Origin of the sequence: Rothia koreensis (assembly GCF_004136575.1) — a bacterium.
GTDB classification, from domain to species: Bacteria; Actinomycetota; Actinomycetes; order Actinomycetales; family Micrococcaceae; genus Rothia; species Rothia koreensis.
Map to the genome: position 1 here is coordinate 703,679 of NZ_NOIQ01000001.1, position 17,091 is coordinate 720,769.

Annotated in this window: 17 protein-coding genes; 11 read left to right on the top strand and 6 right to left on the bottom strand. The window is 61.5% G+C overall.

Annotation, left to right across the window (positions count from 1 at the left end):
- Nucleotides 1-205: 205 nt before the first annotated feature.
- Nucleotides 206-403, bottom strand: coding sequence for a hypothetical protein (locus tag EWU68_RS03225; protein WP_129314380.1), 198 nt, complete (start codon nucleotides 401-403; stop codon nucleotides 206-208).
- On the opposite strand from EWU68_RS03225, the gene tatA reads away from it, so the two are divergent.
- From tatA to EWU68_RS03250, 5 genes are all read left to right on the top strand, one after another.
- The gene (tatA, locus tag EWU68_RS03230) at nucleotides 402-692 is read left to right on the top strand and encodes a Sec-independent protein translocase subunit TatA (protein ID WP_129314381.1); all 291 of its coding nucleotides are present in this window, start codon (nucleotides 402-404) and stop codon (nucleotides 690-692) included. The two genes, EWU68_RS03225 and tatA, sit on opposite strands and share 2 nt — an antisense overlap.
- A gap of 94 nt (nucleotides 693-786) precedes the next feature.
- Nucleotides 787-1,629, top strand: a complete 843-nt coding sequence (gene tatC / locus EWU68_RS03235) for a twin-arginine translocase subunit TatC (protein WP_129314382.1) — start codon at nucleotides 787-789, stop codon at nucleotides 1,627-1,629.
- A gap of 88 nt (nucleotides 1,630-1,717) precedes the next feature.
- Nucleotides 1,718-4,567, top strand: a complete 2,850-nt coding sequence (locus EWU68_RS03240; RefSeq protein ID WP_129314383.1) for a DEAD/DEAH box helicase — start codon at nucleotides 1,718-1,720, stop codon at nucleotides 4,565-4,567.
- A 2-nt stretch (nucleotides 4,568-4,569) separates the two neighbouring features.
- Nucleotides 4,570-5,418, top strand: a complete 849-nt coding sequence (locus EWU68_RS03245; RefSeq protein WP_129314384.1) for a hypothetical protein — start codon at nucleotides 4,570-4,572, stop codon at nucleotides 5,416-5,418.
- Nucleotides 5,419-5,546: 128 nt separating this feature from the next.
- Nucleotides 5,547-6,302 (top strand): polyprenol monophosphomannose synthase, encoded by a 756-nt coding sequence (locus tag EWU68_RS03250; RefSeq protein WP_129314385.1) that lies wholly within the window; start codon nucleotides 5,547-5,549, stop codon nucleotides 6,300-6,302.
- Nucleotides 6,303-6,415: 113 nt separating this feature from the next.
- Here EWU68_RS03250 and EWU68_RS03255 read toward each other — a convergent pair whose 3' ends face one another.
- The 3 genes from EWU68_RS03255 to EWU68_RS03265 form a co-directional block, all read right to left on the bottom strand.
- Entirely contained in the window at nucleotides 6,416-6,769 is a 354-nt protein-coding gene (locus tag EWU68_RS03255; protein WP_129314386.1) for an RNA polymerase-binding protein RbpA, read from the bottom strand.
- A gap of 141 nt (nucleotides 6,770-6,910) precedes the next feature.
- Entirely contained in the window at nucleotides 6,911-8,086 is a 1,176-nt protein-coding gene (locus tag EWU68_RS03260; RefSeq protein WP_129314387.1) for an SPFH domain-containing protein, read from the bottom strand.
- 49 nt (nucleotides 8,087-8,135) lie between these two features.
- Complete coding sequence (locus EWU68_RS03265; protein WP_129314388.1) at nucleotides 8,136-8,624, bottom strand: NfeD family protein; 489 nt, start codon at nucleotides 8,622-8,624, stop codon at nucleotides 8,136-8,138.
- A 160-nt stretch (nucleotides 8,625-8,784) separates the two neighbouring features.
- Between EWU68_RS03265 and EWU68_RS03270 the strand changes: the two genes are divergently transcribed.
- Nucleotides 8,785-9,204: a DUF3054 domain-containing protein gene (locus EWU68_RS03270; RefSeq protein ID WP_129314389.1), complete on the top strand. Its 420-nt coding sequence runs from the start codon at nucleotides 8,785-8,787 to the stop codon at nucleotides 9,202-9,204.
- Between the two features lie 51 nt (nucleotides 9,205-9,255).
- Here EWU68_RS03270 and trpD read toward each other — a convergent pair whose 3' ends face one another.
- Nucleotides 9,256-10,311 carry an anthranilate phosphoribosyltransferase gene (gene trpD / locus EWU68_RS03275; RefSeq protein ID WP_129314390.1) on the bottom strand — a complete coding sequence of 352 codons (1,056 nt, stop codon included), beginning with the start codon at nucleotides 10,309-10,311 and terminating at the stop codon, nucleotides 9,256-9,258.
- Between the two features lie 252 nt (nucleotides 10,312-10,563).
- On the opposite strand from trpD, the gene ctaE reads away from it, so the two are divergent.
- Genes ctaE through qcrB form a run of 4 tightly spaced genes read left to right on the top strand, consistent with a single transcriptional unit; the run spans nucleotide 10,564 to nucleotide 14,833 of the window.
- A complete protein-coding gene (gene ctaE, locus EWU68_RS03280; protein ID WP_129314391.1) occupies nucleotides 10,564-11,202 on the top strand; it encodes an aa3-type cytochrome oxidase subunit III in 639 nt (212 codons plus the stop codon).
- 55 nt (nucleotides 11,203-11,257) lie between these two features.
- On the top strand, nucleotides 11,258-12,052 hold the full coding sequence (gene qcrC, locus EWU68_RS03285; RefSeq protein WP_129314392.1) for a cytochrome bc1 complex diheme cytochrome c subunit: 795 nt from the start codon (nucleotides 11,258-11,260) through the stop codon (nucleotides 12,050-12,052).
- Between the two features lie 58 nt (nucleotides 12,053-12,110).
- Nucleotides 12,111-13,202, top strand: a complete 1,092-nt coding sequence (gene qcrA, locus EWU68_RS03290; RefSeq protein WP_129314393.1) for a cytochrome bc1 complex Rieske iron-sulfur subunit — start codon at nucleotides 12,111-12,113, stop codon at nucleotides 13,200-13,202.
- A gap of 2 nt (nucleotides 13,203-13,204) precedes the next feature.
- Nucleotides 13,205-14,833, top strand: coding sequence for a cytochrome bc1 complex cytochrome b subunit (qcrB, locus tag EWU68_RS03295; RefSeq protein WP_129314394.1), 1,629 nt, complete (start codon nucleotides 13,205-13,207; stop codon nucleotides 14,831-14,833).
- A 99-nt stretch (nucleotides 14,834-14,932) separates the two neighbouring features.
- Here the strand turns inward: qcrB and EWU68_RS03300 are convergent, their stop codons facing one another.
- The gene (locus tag EWU68_RS03300; RefSeq protein ID WP_129314395.1) at nucleotides 14,933-15,346 is read right to left on the bottom strand and encodes a VOC family protein; all 414 of its coding nucleotides are present in this window, start codon (nucleotides 15,344-15,346) and stop codon (nucleotides 14,933-14,935) included.
- A 301-nt stretch (nucleotides 15,347-15,647) separates the two neighbouring features.
- On the opposite strand from EWU68_RS03300, the gene EWU68_RS03305 reads away from it, so the two are divergent.
- Complete coding sequence (locus tag EWU68_RS03305) at nucleotides 15,648-16,829, top strand: Cmx/CmrA family chloramphenicol efflux MFS transporter (RefSeq protein ID WP_129314396.1); 1,182 nt, start codon at nucleotides 15,648-15,650, stop codon at nucleotides 16,827-16,829.
- The last annotated feature ends 262 nt before the right edge of the window (nucleotides 16,830-17,091 follow it).

Below are 17,091 nucleotides of genomic sequence, written 5' to 3' on the forward strand. Positions count from 1 at the left end.
TGACGGTCAGGGGAGCGGTATCGATGTTTATAATGAACGTATGCCTTGGTGGTTTTGGATACTCTTGTGGACGGTCCTCGTCCTCGTATCCGCGGCGATTCTCGGGTGGTTGGCCTGGCGAACCGTACAGCGGTTCCTGGGTGCTCTCGAGGACGTCGGTTCACTCGGGGAAGATATGACCAACCGGTGGGAGACATCGGCCAGTTCAGTGGCTACGGGAATCCGTGAGGCACCCGTTCCCGGAATACTCGTCCCAATCCACCGAGCTCGTGAAGAGTATCTTCGCGAACGCTCGACGCGACATCAACGAAAAGCAGCCCAGCGCATCGCGCGGCGGGACCGTCTCGGTCAGCCCCAGAACTTCAGGGATCTGATGCGAGGCGACAAGAAAGGAAGAACCCATGCTCGGTAGGCTCTTTGACCACCCCGTCTATCTCCTGATTCTCCTGGTCATCATTCTCTTGCTCTTCGGCGCCCCGAAACTTCCCGGCATGGCGCGCAGCCTGGGCCAGTCGATGAAGATCTTCAAGTCCGAGGTCAAGGACATGAAGGATGACAAGGACGAGACCTCGGCCAAGAATCACGTCGTCAACGGTGAAGTCGTCGACAACGGAACCGGACGGGGCTCGCATTCCACCGAGTCCTCGACCGATGCTTCCGATGTCCGGGATCAGGGCACGACGAAGAATTAGCCGCTGATGCTCCGGCCGCAAGAACCTCCGTCGCAGAGACGGTGAGGTGAGACAGCGGCCGGAGTTCTGCTGACTCGAGGACACGGACCGAAGCATGGCATCCAAATACAGTCGCAAGGGCAACCCCCAGGCGCAGATGGCGTTGCGCGAACACCTCCGGGAGTTTCGCAACCGAGTGATCAAGGCGGCCATAGCCACCGTGTTGGCAGCTGTAGCCGGGTTCTTCTTCTATTACCCGGTCATGCGCGCGATCACTGCGCCGATCGCTGATATTGCTCAGGACCACGGGCGACACGCCAGCATCAACTTCAACGGCGTTGCCTCGGCGTTCGACGTCATGGTCCAGGTTTCACTGGCCATCGGTCTGGTTCTGGCATCACCGGTCTGGCTCTACCAGCTGTGGGCGTACATCACTCCAGCTCTCCACAAGAAGGAAAAGCTGTACGCCGTCAGTTTCGTGTGTGTCTCGGTTCCGTTGTTCCTTCTGGGCATCTGGATCGCTTGGCTGTGCATGCCGACTGCTGTCAAGACCCTGACCGCGTTCACACCCGACGGCCAGTCCAACTTCATTGAGGCGAAGACCTACATCTCCTTCGTCGTCAAGTTGATCATCTCCTTCGGCATCTCCTTCGTTATTCCGGTCGCTCTGGTGGGCGTGAACATGATGGGGCTGATCCGGGGGCGCACCATCCTCAAGTCCTGGCGTTGGGTCGTGGTCGTCGTCGCTCTGCTCGCCGCGATGACGGCCCCGGGCACAGATGTGATGACGATGTTCTATTTGATGGCACCGCTGTTGATCCTGTTCTTCCTCGCCATCGCCATTTGCATGTTCAATGACAAGCGCCGGGACAAGAAGAACGCAAAACTCGTGGAGTCCTACGGCGTCGATTCCCACCAGACCACGGACGAAGAGGGCCTGGAACAGATCGGTCGGTAGGAGAGTCTCAGGCCTGCAGTCCGTAGCCGAGTGCGGCGTAGAGCTGAATCGGTACGTGCGCGTGCGCGCGTGCCGATAGGCTGGTGTCATGCCCAGTTACGCCGAGAAATACGAAGCGGCCAAGGCCCGCAGCGAGTACCTCAAGAGCTCTGTCGGGCTTTTCGAAAGCTCCCTCGACTTTCCGCTCGATGATTTCCAGCGGGAGGCATGCGAGGTATTGCAGGACGGCGACGGCGTCCTGGTCGCCGCGCCCACAGGCGCCGGCAAGACGGTCGTGGGCGAATTTGCGGTATTCCTGGCCCGACGTCAGGGCAAAAAGGCCTTCTACACCACGCCCATCAAGGCTCTGTCGAACCAGAAATTCCATGACCTCAGTCGGATTCACGGAGCCGAGAACGTCGGACTTCTCACGGGGGACATCTCCGTGAACTCGGAAGCCCCCATCATGGTCATGACCACGGAAGTTCTGCGCAACATGCTGTATGCGCAGTCTTCGACCCTTTCCTCGCTCGGTTTCGTGGTGATGGACGAGGTCCATTACCTGGCCGACCGGTTCCGCGGAGCCGTCTGGGAAGAGGTCATGATCCACCTGCCCGAATCCGTGGCCGTCGTATCACTGTCCGCCACCATCTCGAACGCCGAGGAATTCGGACAGTGGCTCGATACAGTGCGTGGGTCCACCCGAGTTGTCGTCTCGGAACATCGTCCCGTTCCGCTCTGGCAGCACGTCATGGCCGGACACCGCCTGTACGACCTGTTTGCGGACAACACGACCATTTCGAAGGCGGCGGACATCGTGCGCCGGGACGGCGCCGAGAAGATCAAGGTCAACACGGATCTGTTGAAGGCCACGTCCCGTCGGGGCCCGGGACCCCGCCGCGGGCCCCGACGCGGCAAAGGAAAGGGCCAAGGCCGCAGCGGTCCGCCGCCCATGCGGCGCGCCCCTCGGCCCGTCGTTCTGAGATCTCTCGACGAGAACGGGCTGCTGCCCGCGATTTACTTCATCTTCTCCCGCGCAGCGTGCGACGACGCCGTGCTGCAATGCATCGCCTCGGATATCCGATTGACCGACCAGCGCCAAGCCCAGATGATTCGTGCCTACATCGCCGAGGCCACGGCGTCGGTGGACCTGAAGGATCTCAGGGTCCTGGGCTTCGACGACTGGCGCGAGGGCCTGTCCCGGGGGATTGCCGCCCACCATGCCGGAATGCTTCCGCTGTTCAAGGAAATCGTCGAACATCTATTCACTCTGGGGCTGGTCAAGGCGGTCTTCGCGACCGAAACCCTGTCCTTGGGCATCAACATGCCGGCCCGGAGTGTGGTGATTGAGAAACTCTCCAAATTCAATGGCGAGCAGCACGTCGATATCACTCCCGGTGAGTACACCCAGCTGACGGGGCGCGCCGGACGCCGGGGCATCGACGTCGAAGGTCACGCCGTGGTGCTCTGGAATGACGGGATGGATGCCAAGGCTATCGCCGGACTCGCTTCTCGACGCACGTACCCGCTCTACTCGAGTTTCAAACCGACCTACAACATGTCGGTGAACCTCCTGGACCAGTTCGGGGTCGACCGCGCGATGAGCATCCTGGAATCCTCTTTCGCCCAGTTCCAGGCAGACAAGTCGGTGGTCAGCCTCGCGTCCAAGGTGAGACGACAAGAGAAGGCCCTGTCCGGCTACGAAGAGTCCATGACCTGTCACTTGGGCGATTACGTCGAATATGCCAACTTGAAGTACAAGTTGAATCAGACCGAGAAGCGTCGCTCCAAGGAGCGGAAGCGCATGACTCGATCCGCCGCGGAGTCAACGATGCAGCTGCTGGTTCCCGGCGACGTCGTCGATATTCCCCGTGGGCGGAACTCGGGACCCGCGGTCGTGGTGGGGAAACCCCAGGGCGGATTCGAGACTCGAATCGGAGTCGTGACGATGTCTGCCCATCTTCGTGTGATCGGCCCGTCCGAATTCGACGGAAGCATTCAACCTATATCCAAGGTAAAGGTTCCCAAGCACTTCACCGGACGGACGCCCCAGGACCGACGCGACATGTCAGCGCGGGTCAAGTCTGCACTCGATGAGGGGAAGCCCGGTCGAACCATCAAGCCGCCGAAATCTCCGGACTTCGAATCCCCGGAGGAAGACCAACGCGAAATCGACAGGCTGAGGCGGGCCGTCGAGTCCCACCCGTGCCACGGTTGTTCGGAACGGGAAGACCACGCTCGATGGTTCAACCGATGGGTCAAGTTGAAGAAGGAAACCGATTCTCTTCGGCATCAGATCGATTCGAGGACCAATACGATCGCCCAACGATTCTCGAATATCCTCGATTTGCTCGCGGATTACGATTACGTCGGTCCGGACGATTCGGGGGAGCCCCAACTGCGCAGCGCGGGTGAGACTTTGCGGAAAATCTACGGCGAACGGGACCTCCTGACGTCGCTGGCGTTGCGTGACGGCTACTTCGAGGGACTGGACCCGGCGGCACTGTGCGCGGCGGCGTCATCCTTGGTCTATTCGGGGAAGCGTGACGAGACCGTCTTCCTCCGGAACTACCCGGCAGGCCTGCAGGAGAGGGCGAACCGACTGCACGGCTTGTGGACGGACCTCGCGGGTCGTGAACGCCATCACCGACTGCCAGAGACTCCCGTACCGGATGTCGGGCTCATGTGGTCCGTCTATCGCTGGGCCAGGGGAGACTCGTTGTCGAAGAGCCTGGAAGGTTCGGGCCTGGTCGCCGGGGATTTCGTGCGCGCGACCAAGCAAGTCATCGACGCCTTGGATCAGTTGGGGCACGCCGTGGACGATCCGATGTGGCGCACCGGATGCGAAGCGGCCACCAATCTCATCAAGCGCGGCGTCATTGTCCACGAATTGGAGACTCCCGCCGGCTCGGACGACGACGTCATCGGCCAGGAATGGGAAGAATCGGAAGAAATATGAGCATGATCACACACAACTACGGTGACGCGACGGTGATGTACAGGAACGGGTCGGTCTACAGCCCCGCCGACCCCTTTGCGACGGCCGTCCTGGTTCAAGGCGACCGCGTCGTTTGGGTCGGAGAAGAAGCAGGGGCCGACTCCCTGACGGATGACAAAGTGACCACGGTGGACCTGGACGGTCTCGTGCTTGTTCCCGGGTTCGTCGGCCGAGCGGACTCGACGCCGGGGGAGAGCGATCGATCGGCCATGATCGCGGCCGGATACACCGCATGCATCGTCGATGACACGCAGCGTTCCATCCAGTTGCATTCCTTTTCGGAGGAACCCGATCGTGAGCTTCCGGCCGAGGTTGTCGTCCGGCGTCAGTCTCAACCAGCCGACTCGTCGGGGAAGAGCGAGATGCTGATCGAGGCCAGTCTGTCGGATACCGGCTGGATTGACCTGGTTCGGGAGGAATTGCGGCTCGGCTCCGCTGTCGGGTTGCTGCCGGGCGGTCAGATGGTGGGCGCGGAGAGCACCGTCAACCCGTGGGCCTGGGCGACCTTGGGCCTCCGGAGCGACGTCGACGAGGTCGGGCTGCCCACCCGTGCTACGTTCACGGCGCAGACTCGTGGCGTGAAGAGGCTGTTTCGCGCAGGAGGTCCCTTCGGCGGTCAGATCGTTCCTGACTCTCTGGCGGAATTCACCGGATGGCGGGCCGAGGCCCTCATGGTTCAAACGGCGGACTCCCGAATTGCCGCATGGAGCACGGACCCTCGTGCGCGGACCCCCTTGCTCCCGGAACTCGTGGGGGAGAAATATCCGGTCTTCGAGCTGTCCCGGATTGGAAGCACCGAGTACCGGATGTGACGGACAAGCCGGAACAGCTCGTCAGGATATTGTGCACGAGTTGGGATAAAGTAGCGCCGGAACTGAATATCACGAAGTGACACGAGGGCGACCTCACTGACTTCAAGACCTCCGCAGGAGCATTCACAGTGGAACTCAAGACCCTGACAGTGATCCCCACGTACAACGAGCTCGAAGCTCTTCCTGTGGTGATCGAGCGCCTGCGTGCCGCACAGCCCGAGGTCCACGTCCTCGTGGTCGACGACAACAGCCCGGACGGAACCGGTGAGCTCGCCGATCGGCTCTCCCACGAGGACGAGAAAATTCATGTGCTCCACCGGAAAGGCAAGGGAGGCCTGGGGGCGGCCTACATCGCCGGATTCACGTGGGGCATGGAGCGAGACTACGATGTGCTCGTCGAGATGGATGCTGACTGTTCCCACCAGCCGGAACAACTGGGGCGTTTGCTCGAGGCCGTCGAGCGAGGCGCGGACCTCGCCATCGGCTCTCGGTACGTACCCGGGGGAAAGACCGTCAACTGGCCCTGGCACCGTCAGTTCCTCTCTCGCGGAGCCAATTTCTATGCTCAGACGATGTTGGGAACTGATGTTCGCGATATCACCGCTGGATACAGGGCATTTCGTCGCGGGACTCTGGAACGCCTCGATCTGGAAACGATCGACTCGGTAGGCTACTGCTTCCAGATCGATCTCGGGTGGCGAGCCGAGTTGGCGGGACTCACCATTACTGAGGTTCCGATCACGTTCGTTGAACGTGAGGTCGGGGATTCGAAGATGGACTCCGGAGTCATCCTGGAATCGATGACGAAAGTGGCCCGTTGGGGGCTCGGGGCTCGCGCCAAGACCCTGTGCAACAAGCTTCGCGCCGTGCGCGCCACGGCGTAGGCGGCGGACCGGGCCCGGGGCACACCGGGCGGAGAGACAAAGATCGGGGCGACACCCAGTGGGTGTCGCCCCGATCTTTGTCGTCTGCTCGTACGGCGTTGCCAGAACTAGGGTCAGCTCTCCTGGTCGGCCGGAATTTCGTGACGTTCACGGTAGTAATCGATGCGCTTCTGCAAGGTCTCCTCAAGCTCTTCCATCGATCGACGCTCGAGCAACATGTCCCAGTGCGTACGTACGGGCTTCTCATTGCTCGTGTCCGGCTTGCTGCCGTCCATGAGCAGAGCCTCCTTGCCCGACTTCGCAGTCCAGGTAGCCGGGATCTCGGCCTCCGCAGCGAAGGTCACGAAAACCTGTTCGCCGTCGTCGGTCCGGTACTCGACCCGCTGGCGCGGAGCAGGCTGCACGCCCTGTTCGGACTCCATGGACTGGGAGCCCAAGCGCATACCTCGAAGGCTGCGGTCACTCATAGATCATTTCCTTCCCGAGTAGGAACGGGGTCACGGCATCATGTTCAGCGACACAACGCCCACGTTTATTCCTGACTATGGTCTCATTCTCCCGAGCGGAGGCTAAATCAGCGCTCCGCAAGGGGAGAGGACCGGTGGCTACTAGCGCCCCGGAATGCCGTAGTCATCGCCGTCGTTCCCGGAATCCTCCGTGGTGGTGGGCGCACCGGAATCCGGGCCGGGCTGATCGTCCATCGCGGGCGAAACCGGCTCGTCCGGATCGATGCTCGAGGGCGGCATCTCGAAGTCGTCAGGGTTGACGCTGGTCTGGTTGACGTCCGGGTTGAGGTCGTCCTCGGTGACCTTGAGATCCGGGGAGTCCACGATGGGTTCTTCCGAATCGTCGGATTCCGTGGACGTTGGTTCTTCCTCCGACGCCGGGGCAAAGGGATTCATCGGGTCGACACCCTGACCGTCCCCGAAGGCCTTGCCGATGCCTCGCAGCGCGTCGCCCAGCTCGGTCGGGACGAACCACAGCTTGTTGGAATCGCCCTCGGCCAGCTTCGGAAGCGTCTGCAAGTACTGGTAGCTGAGGAGTTTCTGCGACGGATTTGCCTTGTGAATGGCGGAAAACACCTTGTGAATGGCCTGCGCCTCACCGTCTGCACGAAGGATGGCTGCTTTCGCGTCACCTTCGGCCGAGAGGATCGAGGCCTGGCGTTCGCCTTCGGCCGTCAGAATCGAGGACTGCTTGGCGCCCTCGGCGGTCAGGATGGCCGCACGACGATCACGCTCGGCGCGCATCTGCTTCTCCATGGAGTCCTGGATGGACACGGGCGGCTGGATTTCCTTGATGTCGACGCGAGAAACGCGAAGACCCCAACGACCCGTGGTGCTGTCCAGAACACCGCGCAACTCGGCGTTGATCTGGTCGCGCGAGGTCAGGGCCTGCTCGAGGTTCAACCCGCCGACGACGTTGCGCAGCGTTGCGCTCGTGAGCTCGTCCACGGCGTGGATGTAGTTCGTGATTTCGTAGGTTGCGGCCCGAGGGTCGGTGACCTGGAAGTACACCACGGTGTCGATGCCGACCACGAGGTTGTCCTCGGTGATAACCGACTGGGACGGGAAGGAAACCACCTGTTCGCGCAAATCGATGAGCGGCAGAACGCGGTCGATGAAGGGGACCACGAAGTGCAATCCCGGGTTGAGAGTCGAATAATATTTTCCAAGTCGCTCAACGATGCCGGCCTTGGCCTGGGGAATGATGCGCACGGCCTTGAACAGTGCGATCACGACCAGCAGGATCAGCAGCACGAGCACAATGATGAGTGGTGCCATGGGGATGTACCTTCCTTGGTGGTGCCTCGAGTCGGGAACGTTTCGCCGGTTATTCGGGCCTGTTTTCTCCGGTGGAAGCATCGACCACGGCGGTTGCCCCGTCAATGCTCTGAACGACCGCGGTCGACCCTGCGGGAAGGACCACGTCATGAGTCGATGTCCGTGCTGTCCAGTGGTCACCCTCGAGTCGGACGAGCCCGGAGACCTGGGAGACGTCTTCGAGCACCTCGACGCGCTGACCGACCAAACGATCGACATTGCTCAGCGTCTGGGGCGTGTTCCGGTTCAGACGCCGCACAATAATCGGTCGAACCAGGAAGATCAGCAGGACCGACGCCACGGCGAAAACCAGAACCTGTATGGTCCAGCTGTCGGTGGCCAACGCAGTCAACGTCGCGGCGAAACTTCCGCCGGCCAGCATGAGACAGAAGAAATCCAGGGACAGCATTTCGACCACCGCGAGAACAATGGCGGCGATCAGCCACACCGCAAAAGGATTTTCCACGATCCAGGTCAGCACGAGCGACGTTCCTTCCATCGGTTGTACTCACCATGTTGCCTGCAAAACTGCTGGGGACCAAGGATCACCGCACCACATCAACCATCCCGCTAACGCCGATAATCTACATTATGTAAAGTAATGCTTTCGGCCCGGCCCCCGATCGCTCCTGATCTCAGCGCTGGGATAGATTCGATACATGCCCTCCATCGAATCAGCTCATACCGCGAACCGCACCGACCAGCGCCAGACGACGTCGGCGTCCGTGTGGCCCTATGTCGCGGCCGACCTCGTGCTCGTCATCCTCTTCGCTGCCATTGGCCGCAGTTCCCACGGCGAAAGTCTCGCGGGAACGGCCCTGACGGCATGGCCATTTCTCGTGGGCGCCATTGTTGGTTGGCTGTTGTCCAAGGCCTGGCGCGCCCCTGCAAGCCTGATCCCTTCGGGTGTGACCATCTGGCTTGCGACGGTCATCGTCGGCATGCTTCTGCGCGCTGCGACAGGAAGCGGGACACATTGGTCCTTCATCATCGTGGCAACCATCGCCAATGCGGTCTTTCTGCTGGGTTACCGCGTGCTGGCACGAGTCATAGCGAAGATCGCCCAGCGGCGGCCGTGAGACCCGGCATCGTCGACTCAGGGTATCACTCATTTACCTTAAAGTATAGGTTTAATCTTTGAGGAACCTGATCCACGACGTCAGGACTTCCTCCGCACGTCCGGAATCCAGCGCATCCTGAGCCCGAGAGATTGCAGCATTGAGGCGATCGGTCAACGGGCTCGATGCTTCCTTCTCGGCAGCGACAAGGCCAGCGGCCGCATTCAGCACGACCGTGTCGCGAATGGGGCCGCTCTCCCCCGCCATGACCCGCTGAATGACTTCGGCATTGAACTGCGCATCCTTGCCGGTGATGTCGGCCAAGGTGTTCGACGGGAGGTCGAGGTCGGCCACCTCAATCACGCTCTCTGTGATGTGACCGTCGTGGGCCTCCCACATCTGAGTCGGCCCGATCAGGCTCAACTCGTCGAGATTCAGCGGTCCCGTGAATACCAGCGCGTGGTCACCACGGCGGGCGAAGACATCCGCCATGAGGGGTGCGATGCGTGTGCTGGACACCCCGATCACGGATGAGGCGACGCGTGCCGGATTGGCCAGTGGTCCCAGATAATTGAAAACGGTGGGAACCCCGAGCGTCTTGCGAATGGGGCCGATGTACCGCATGGCCGGATGGTAGGTGTTGGCAAAAAGGAACGAGATGCCGACCTCGCCGACGGAGGCCTCGACCCTCGCCGCGGGTGCGTCGAGAGGCAGGCCCAGCCGTTCCAGGGCGTCCGCAGATCCTGTTGACGACGACGACGCCCGGTTGCCGTGCTTCACGACCTTGACGCCTGCCCCGGCAATGACGAGAGAAGCCATCGTCGAGATGTTGACCGTGTTGTGCTGATCACCACCGGTTCCCACGATATCCACCGCATCTCGTGGGCCGCCGTATGGCTCGGCCATATCCAGCATCTGCTCCGAAAGTCCGTGGAGCTCCTCCGCCGTCTCCCCCTTGGTGTGCAGTCCAACCAGGAAGGCGGCCACCTGAACGGGGTCAGCCAGGCCGGACATCATCTCTCGCATGGCCCACGCGGCCTCGTCATAACTCAGGTCTTCGTGCCGTTCGATCGCGTTGATCAGACTCTTCCACGTTGGCTGCGCGCCGGCGCTCTCGGTGTTGCTCATACGACAACCCTAGGCGATGAAATACCCCTTCCTGTGGCCCCTACGCCGATGTCCTGTGCGAAAGCTGGATGAACCCTGGGTCTTCGACTGTGGCGGCCGTCCCACCATTACGTGACTTTAAAGGCCAGAACCGAGACGAAGCCCTGCAAATCCGCGCCAGCGAGGCGATCCGCGGGGCTCAGGATGACACGCCGGAGCAACGCGCACCGGCTCCTGTTGGTTCGGCGGGAGTTTTACCGACATAATGTCTATGTGACAACTGCAACCCATACTCCCAGTAAGTCGGCACAACCGACGCTCAATCGCCCCAACATCGTGTCCGTCGGCACGGTGGTATGGCTCGCGAGTGAGCTGATGTTCTTTGCCGGACTGTTTGCCATGTACTTCACCCTGCGGGCTACGTCGCCCGACGTGTGGGCGGAGAACACTCACCACCTGAATATCCCGCTGGCCCTGACGAACACGATCGTGCTCGTCCTGAGCTCGGTCACCTGCCAGTTCGGCGTGTTCAAGGCCGAGCAGCTCAAGGCCCGTCGCACAGGATCGATCTTCCAGGTCGGCCAGTGGGGCATGGTTGAGTGGTTCCTCCTGACCTTCGTCATGGGCGCCTTCTTCGTCAGTGTCCAGGCCATGGAGTACGCGACCCTGGTCTCCGAAGGCGTTTCCATCGCGGCCAGCGCCTATGGTTCGGCGTTCTACATCACGACAGGCTTCCACGCATTGCACGTGACCGCCGGTTTGATCGCGTTCCTCTTCATCATTGGACGCGCGTACGTCGCCAAGCGATTCGGACACTACGAGGCAACCTCGGCAATCGTGGTTTCCTATTACTGGCACTTCGTCGATGTGGTCTGGATCGTGCTGTTCATCGTGGTCTACTTCGTGAAGTAGCTCCGCGGATCGCCCGCCCACACATCAATCACACACAGACAAAGGAACTCTTGACGTGAAGGCACTCTCCCAGAAGCGGCGTCACCCGCTGGCGGCCATCATTCTGTTGGCTGTCGCCCTCGTCCTGACTGGTGGCCTCTATGCAGTTGCCTCCGCCACCAATCAGGCCAAGGCCGACTCGGAACAGAACTACACTGCCGACGACATCGCCGCAGGACAGAAGCTGTTCCAGTCGAACTGCGCAACCTGCCACGGAACCAGCGGCGAGGGCACCGACAACGGTCCGTCGCTGGTCGGCGTCGGCGCCGCTGCGGTTGACTTCCAGGTCGGAACAGGACGTATGCCCATGCAGATGCAGGGCACTCAGGCTCAGATCAAGCCGGGTCAGTTCACTGACGATCAGACCAAGCAGCTGTCCTCCTACGTCGCTTCCCTCGGTGCCGGTCCCGGAGTTCCGGACAAGGAATCCCTGGACACCAGCAAGGGAGATGCCGCCAACGGCGCCAAGGTGTTCCTCGCGAACTGCGCAATGTGCCACAACGCCGCGGGCTCCGGCGGTGCGCTGACGCGCGGCAAGTTCGCTCCCACCCTCATGAATGTCTCCGAGGAGCACATCTACGAGGCCATGGAAACCGGTCCTCAGAACATGCCGGTGTTCAACGACGCCAACATCACCCCGGATGAAAAGCGTGACGTCATTACCTACCTGAAGGCTCAGGAGAGCAACAGCTCCCCCGGCGGTCTGGCGCTCGGCTCGCTCGGCCCCGTGTCGGAGGGCCTGTTCATCTGGACCATTGGTCTGGGTCTGGTCATCGGTTTCACCGTGTGGCTGACCTCGCGGTCCGCGTAAGCCCGACCGCGCATCACACACCTACCAGCAGCTCGTACCAAGGAAGTTAGAGGATCACATGGGCAACCATCGTGACGGAGCACCGGAGCGTTCCGGCGCCGTTGCTACCTCAGGAGACCAGAATCAGGAACAATTCCCGGATCCCGGTCTCCCTCACCACGAACCGCGTCTGACCGATCTGGACCCCAAGCGCGCCAAGCGCGCCGAACGCCAGGTCTCCTGGCTCTTCATCCTGTCCATCGTCGGAGCGTTCGTATTCTGGATCGGCTTCTTCGCCATCAAGGCGGACGGGGACATGTTCAACGTGAACAATCCGGATCCGACCAGCAACCTTCGGCTCCAGAACCTGTTGCTCGGCCTCGGCATTGCGTGCACGATGTTCGGTATCGGCATCGGAATCGTGCAGTGGGCTCGTACCCTGATGCCCGACCACGAAATGGTCGAGATGCGCCACGAGATCAGCTCGGAAGAATCCAGGGCTTCTGCTCAGGAGATCGTCGAGACGATCATCGACGAGTCCGGGATCAAGCGCCGTCCGTTGCTGCGCAACACGATGATCGGCGCGATCATTCTTGCGCCACTGACTTTCATCACGCTGTTCCGCGAGCTCGGCCCCATCGATCCCAAGGTTCTCTCGCACACATTGTGGGACAAGGGTGTCCGGCTGGTCCGTGACCCCTCCGGGACTCCCATCAAGGCCTCGGATGTCACCTTGGGCTCCGCTTACCACGTCTTGCCGGAAAACATCTTGGACATTTCCCATGAGGACGGATACCTCGAGGAGAAGGCCAAGGCAGTGGTTTTGCTGATGCGCATGGACCCCGAAGAGCTCCATGTGTCCGATGACCGCAAGGATTGGAACGTTGACGGGATCATCGCCTACTCCAAGGTGTGCACCCACGTCGGTTGTCCCATCGCCCTGTACGAGCAGCGCACGCACCACTTGTTGTGCCCGTGCCACCAGTCCACGTTCGACGCGGCCAACGAATGCGCTGTCGTGTTCGGCCCCGCCGCGCACGCTCTGCCCCAGTTGCCGATCACCGTCGATTCCGAGGGATACCTCGTGGCGCGCAGCGACTTCCACGAGCCGGTCGGCCCGGCCTACTGGGAGCGGGGCAAGCAGAAGCAAGAGATGGCGAGTGAGGCCTAAACATGTCTAATGCTGTAAACGAATACCAGGCCTCGACCACCCCGGGGCGCATCGCAAACTTTGTGGACACTCGCGTGGGCATGTCCGGCATTGTCCGCGAGTTCGGTCGGAAGATCTTCCCGGACCACTGGACGTTCATGTTCGGCGAGGTTGCTCTCTACAGCCTCGTGATCCTGATCCTGTCCGGGACGTACCTGACCTTCTTCTTCGACCCTTCGATGACGTCGAAGGTCTACGACGGAAGCTATGTCCCGATGAAGGGCGTCGAGATGTCGGCCGCCTACGCTTCCGCATTGCACATTTCATTCGACATACGTGGCGGCCTGTTCATGCGACAGGTTCATCACTGGGCCGCGCTGCTGTTCGTGGTTGCCATTGCCGTGCACATGATGCGCGTGTTCTTCACCGGTGCGTTCCGTCGGCCTCGTGAGCTGAACTGGGTTGTCGGTGGCATGCTCTTCGTGCTGTCCATGGCGGCAGGCTTCACCGGGTACTCCCTCCCCGACGATGTGCTCTCCGGCAACGGTCTGCGCATCATCGACGGCGTCATGAAGGCCATCCCCCTCGTCGGCACTCACTTGTCCCTGTTCTTCTTCGGAGGCGAGTTCCCGGGTCACGCCGTCATCGGGCGCCTGTACACGTTGCACATCATGATCATCCCCGCGCTGATCCTGCTGACCGTGGCCATTCACCTGTTCATGGTGGTTGTTCACAAGCACACCCAGTACCCGGGCCCGGGCCGTACCGAGAAAAACGTGGTCGGGTTCCCCGTGGGGCCGGTGTACGCGGCCAAGGCCGGCGGATTCTTCTTCGTGGTCTTCGGCATCATTGCTCTCATGGCCGGCACGGTGACGATCAACGCGATCTGGAACTACGGCCCCTACGATCCCTCCCCCGTTCAGGCTGGTACGCAGCCCGACTGGTACATCGGTTGGGTCGACGGCGCCCTGCGCCTCATGCCCGGTGCATGGCCCTGGCACTGGCAGGTCCAGGCCGGCGGAACCTGGGTCCTGGCAGTTCTGCTTCCGATGGTTCCGGCCGCAATCCTCCTGGGTCTGTTCTTCACCTGGCCCTGGCTCGAGCGCTGGGTCACCAAGGACAATCGCGAACACCACATCCTGGACCGTCCTCGCAACGCTCCTTTCCGGACGGGTGCGGGCGTCGCGGGCGTCACCTGGTACTCCATCATGATGATGGCTGCGAGCTCTGACCTCATTGCGACCCACTTCCATGTGGCGCTGAACGATGTGGCCTATGTGCTTCGGTTCTTCTTCTTCTTTGGACCGTTCATCGCCTTCGAGATCACTCGCAGAATCTGCCTCTCGCTGCAACGCAAGGACCGCGAACTGGTGCTTCATGGCATCGAAACCGGCCGAGTGGTCCAGTTGCCGCACGGTGAATTCATCGAGGTCCACGAACCGCTCAATGAGTACGACAGGTACCGCCTGGTGAACTTCAATTCGCCCGTGGTCTCCCCGGCTCAGCCCGACAAGAAGGGCAAGATCAGCGGTGGTGAGAGGGTTCGCGGCCGGTTGTCGCGTCTCTTCTTCGAGGACCGTGTTGCCCCGGTTTCGCCCGAGGAACTGGAAGCAGCGCACAAACACCACGAGCTGGAATCCGGTAGCCACTGAGCGTCGGACACAGTGCCTGAGAGCAGGCCCCGCCCCCATGCCAGGGGCGGGGCCTTCGTGCTGTCTGAGCCCTTGGGAGAACGACGTGAACTGCGTGTCTCAAGGCAGGACGGCGTCATTGACGGGTCCAGGTGCCCAAGCGATCTCCCAGCGGTACCCATCAGGGTCGGCAAAATATCCGCTGTACCCGCCCCACTCGCGATGGGCCGCCACAGACACGAAGGGCGCGCCGGTCTCGCGGGCACCTCGCAGGACCCCATCAACTTCCTCTGCTGACCCAACATTGTGAGCGAGTGTGAGTGGCACAAGCCCCGGCCCCGGAGCAGCAGCTCCAACCTCCTCCTCGAACGCTTCCTGACGCCACAGGGACAAGATCAGATGCTCCCCGGCTCGCATCATCAGGACGTCGTCGGCCTCCAGATCAGGGGCCCATCCGAGACCGTCGACATAGAACCGTCGAGACGCGTCCAGATCCGAGGTGGCCAGTGTGATGAGTGATATTCGCTGCTCCATCGGTCCAGCCTACCCATGACGACACTCCGCTCACGGGGGCTCGGTGGCAGGGATATCACCTTGATTGCCAGGTGAGCCGACCATGATGACCCACCGTGCGAAGCACTGAGGGCCACCGCGTGTAGAGTCTGAGGCATGCAGAGTCCCGAATCAGACAAGTCAGGGGTTGTCGGATCAACCGCCAACCCCTTGAACATGTAGATATGCTGTCCGCCGCCTGAAGGCGCGCGCATATCCCTTCCAGGGCGTTGGCCGTGGTCCGAGAAGAGTCATCTTCAGTCATCTCATCTCGGAGTATTCAATGCCTTTCGCTCTCTACATGCTTGCCCTGGCCGTTTTCGTCATGGGCACCTCAGAATTCATGCTCGCGGGTCTTCTGCCCGCCATCGCGGCCGAACTCGATGTGCCGATGGGCACCGCGGGACTACTCAGCTCCGCTTTTGCCCTGGGCATGATCGGCGGGGCGCCGCTCATGGCCGCCTTCAGTCGTAGTTGGCCACGTCGGGTCACGCTGGCCGTAACCCTGCTGCTCTTCGCTGCCAGTCATTGCGTTGGGGCCATGACAACCGCATTCTCGCTCCTCCTCATGTCCCGGGTGCTGAGCGCTGTCGCCAACGCGGGATTTCTCGCCGTAGCATTGAGCGCCTCAACCGCCGTGGTGCCAGAGCAGCAGAAGGGCCGTGCGCTGTCGGTGCTGCTCTCCGGAACGACGATAGCCACCGTCGCTGGAGTTCCCGCAGGAGCACTGCTCGGTTCGCTTGGGGGCTGGCGAATGACGTTCTGGGCGATTGTCGTCTTGTGCGCGCCTGCCCTCTACGGCGTAGTGCGTGGAGTACCAGGTGGTACCGAACAGGATCCTCCCCCCCCCTCGGACTCCCCGAAGTTGCATACCGAACTCCGGCAGCTGACCGACATCCGGGTCATTCTTGCCATGACCCTTGCAGCTTTGGTCAACGCGGGAACCTTCGCGGTTTTCACCTACCTGGCGCCAGTAGTGACCGATCTGGCCGGGCTACCCGAAGCGTGGGTGTCCGTCACCCTGGTGCTTTTCGGCGTCGGGTCATTCATCGGCGTATCGATGTCCGGCCGTCTGTCAGACACTCGATCAGGTCTTGTCCTTTGTCTTGGAGGACCGCTGTTGCTGATGGGATGGACAGTTCTCGCGCTCGTCGCCGCCGATCCTGTTGCCCTCATGGGGATGGTCTTGATCCAAGGCGTACTGTCTTTCGGAGTAGGCAGCACACTCATTGCCCGCGTCCTGTATGTTGCTTCGGGCGCACCGACCATGGCCGGGGCGTACGCCACGACGGCGTTGAATATGGGAGCTGCTGCTGGTCCCGCGCTGGGGGCCTTGGCGCTGGGATCAGGCTTCGGGTTGCTCGGCCCGGTGTGGGTGGCCTGCGGGCTGACGACCGCGGCCCTCATCATCGTCCTGTCCGGGGGGAACCTGATCACGAAGAGCGCGGACGACTCAGAATCCTAAACCCACGAGAACGTGCCGCTGATTGCGTGTACGCGTCGGCAACGCAGGGTCAATGTCGGGGTGGTTCCGGTTCTTCACAGCGGCGGTGGTCGCTGGACGTCAGGGGCCATATGCGCTCACGCCCGGACGGGAAGAATGGGGGCGCACCCCGTGTGGCACGGACCATGGCCTGTGATGGTACGCCGTTGCTTGCATCCACGGTTACTCGGATAGGAAAGAGCCCCGATCCTCGTACGGATCGGGGCTCTTTCCTATCTAATAA

Excerpts from the sequence above, each read along its gene's own strand:
- EWU68_RS03305 (WP_129314396.1), top strand. The coding sequence starts at position 15,648 with ATGCCTTTCGCTCTCTACATGCTTGCCCTGGCCGTTTTCGTCATGGGC.
- tatA (WP_129314381.1), top strand. The coding sequence starts at position 402 with ATGCTCGGTAGGCTCTTTGACCACCCCGTCTATCTCCTGATTCTCCTG.
- EWU68_RS03245 (WP_129314384.1), top strand. The coding sequence starts at position 4,570 with ATGATCACACACAACTACGGTGACGCGACGGTGATGTACAGGAACGGG.
- EWU68_RS03265 (WP_129314388.1), bottom strand. The coding sequence starts at position 8,624 with ATGGAAGGAACGTCGCTCGTGCTGACCTGGATCGTGGAAAATCCTTTT.
- EWU68_RS03260 (WP_129314387.1), bottom strand. The coding sequence starts at position 8,086 with ATGGCACCACTCATCATTGTGCTCGTGCTGCTGATCCTGCTGGTCGTG.
- EWU68_RS03240 (WP_129314383.1), top strand. The coding sequence starts at position 1,718 with ATGCCCAGTTACGCCGAGAAATACGAAGCGGCCAAGGCCCGCAGCGAG.
- EWU68_RS03300 (WP_129314395.1), bottom strand. The coding sequence starts at position 15,346 with ATGGAGCAGCGAATATCACTCATCACACTGGCCACCTCGGATCTGGAC.
- EWU68_RS03225 (WP_129314380.1), bottom strand. The coding sequence starts at position 403 with ATGGGTTCTTCCTTTCTTGTCGCCTCGCATCAGATCCCTGAAGTTCTG.
- qcrB (WP_129314394.1), top strand. The coding sequence starts at position 13,205 with ATGTCTAATGCTGTAAACGAATACCAGGCCTCGACCACCCCGGGGCGC.
- qcrA (WP_129314393.1), top strand. The coding sequence starts at position 12,111 with ATGGGCAACCATCGTGACGGAGCACCGGAGCGTTCCGGCGCCGTTGCT.
- tatC (WP_129314382.1), top strand. The coding sequence starts at position 787 with ATGGCATCCAAATACAGTCGCAAGGGCAACCCCCAGGCGCAGATGGCG.
- EWU68_RS03270 (WP_129314389.1), top strand. The coding sequence starts at position 8,785 with ATGCCCTCCATCGAATCAGCTCATACCGCGAACCGCACCGACCAGCGC.
- trpD (WP_129314390.1), bottom strand. The coding sequence starts at position 10,311 with ATGAGCAACACCGAGAGCGCCGGCGCGCAGCCAACGTGGAAGAGTCTG.
- EWU68_RS03255 (WP_129314386.1), bottom strand. The coding sequence starts at position 6,769 with ATGAGTGACCGCAGCCTTCGAGGTATGCGCTTGGGCTCCCAGTCCATG.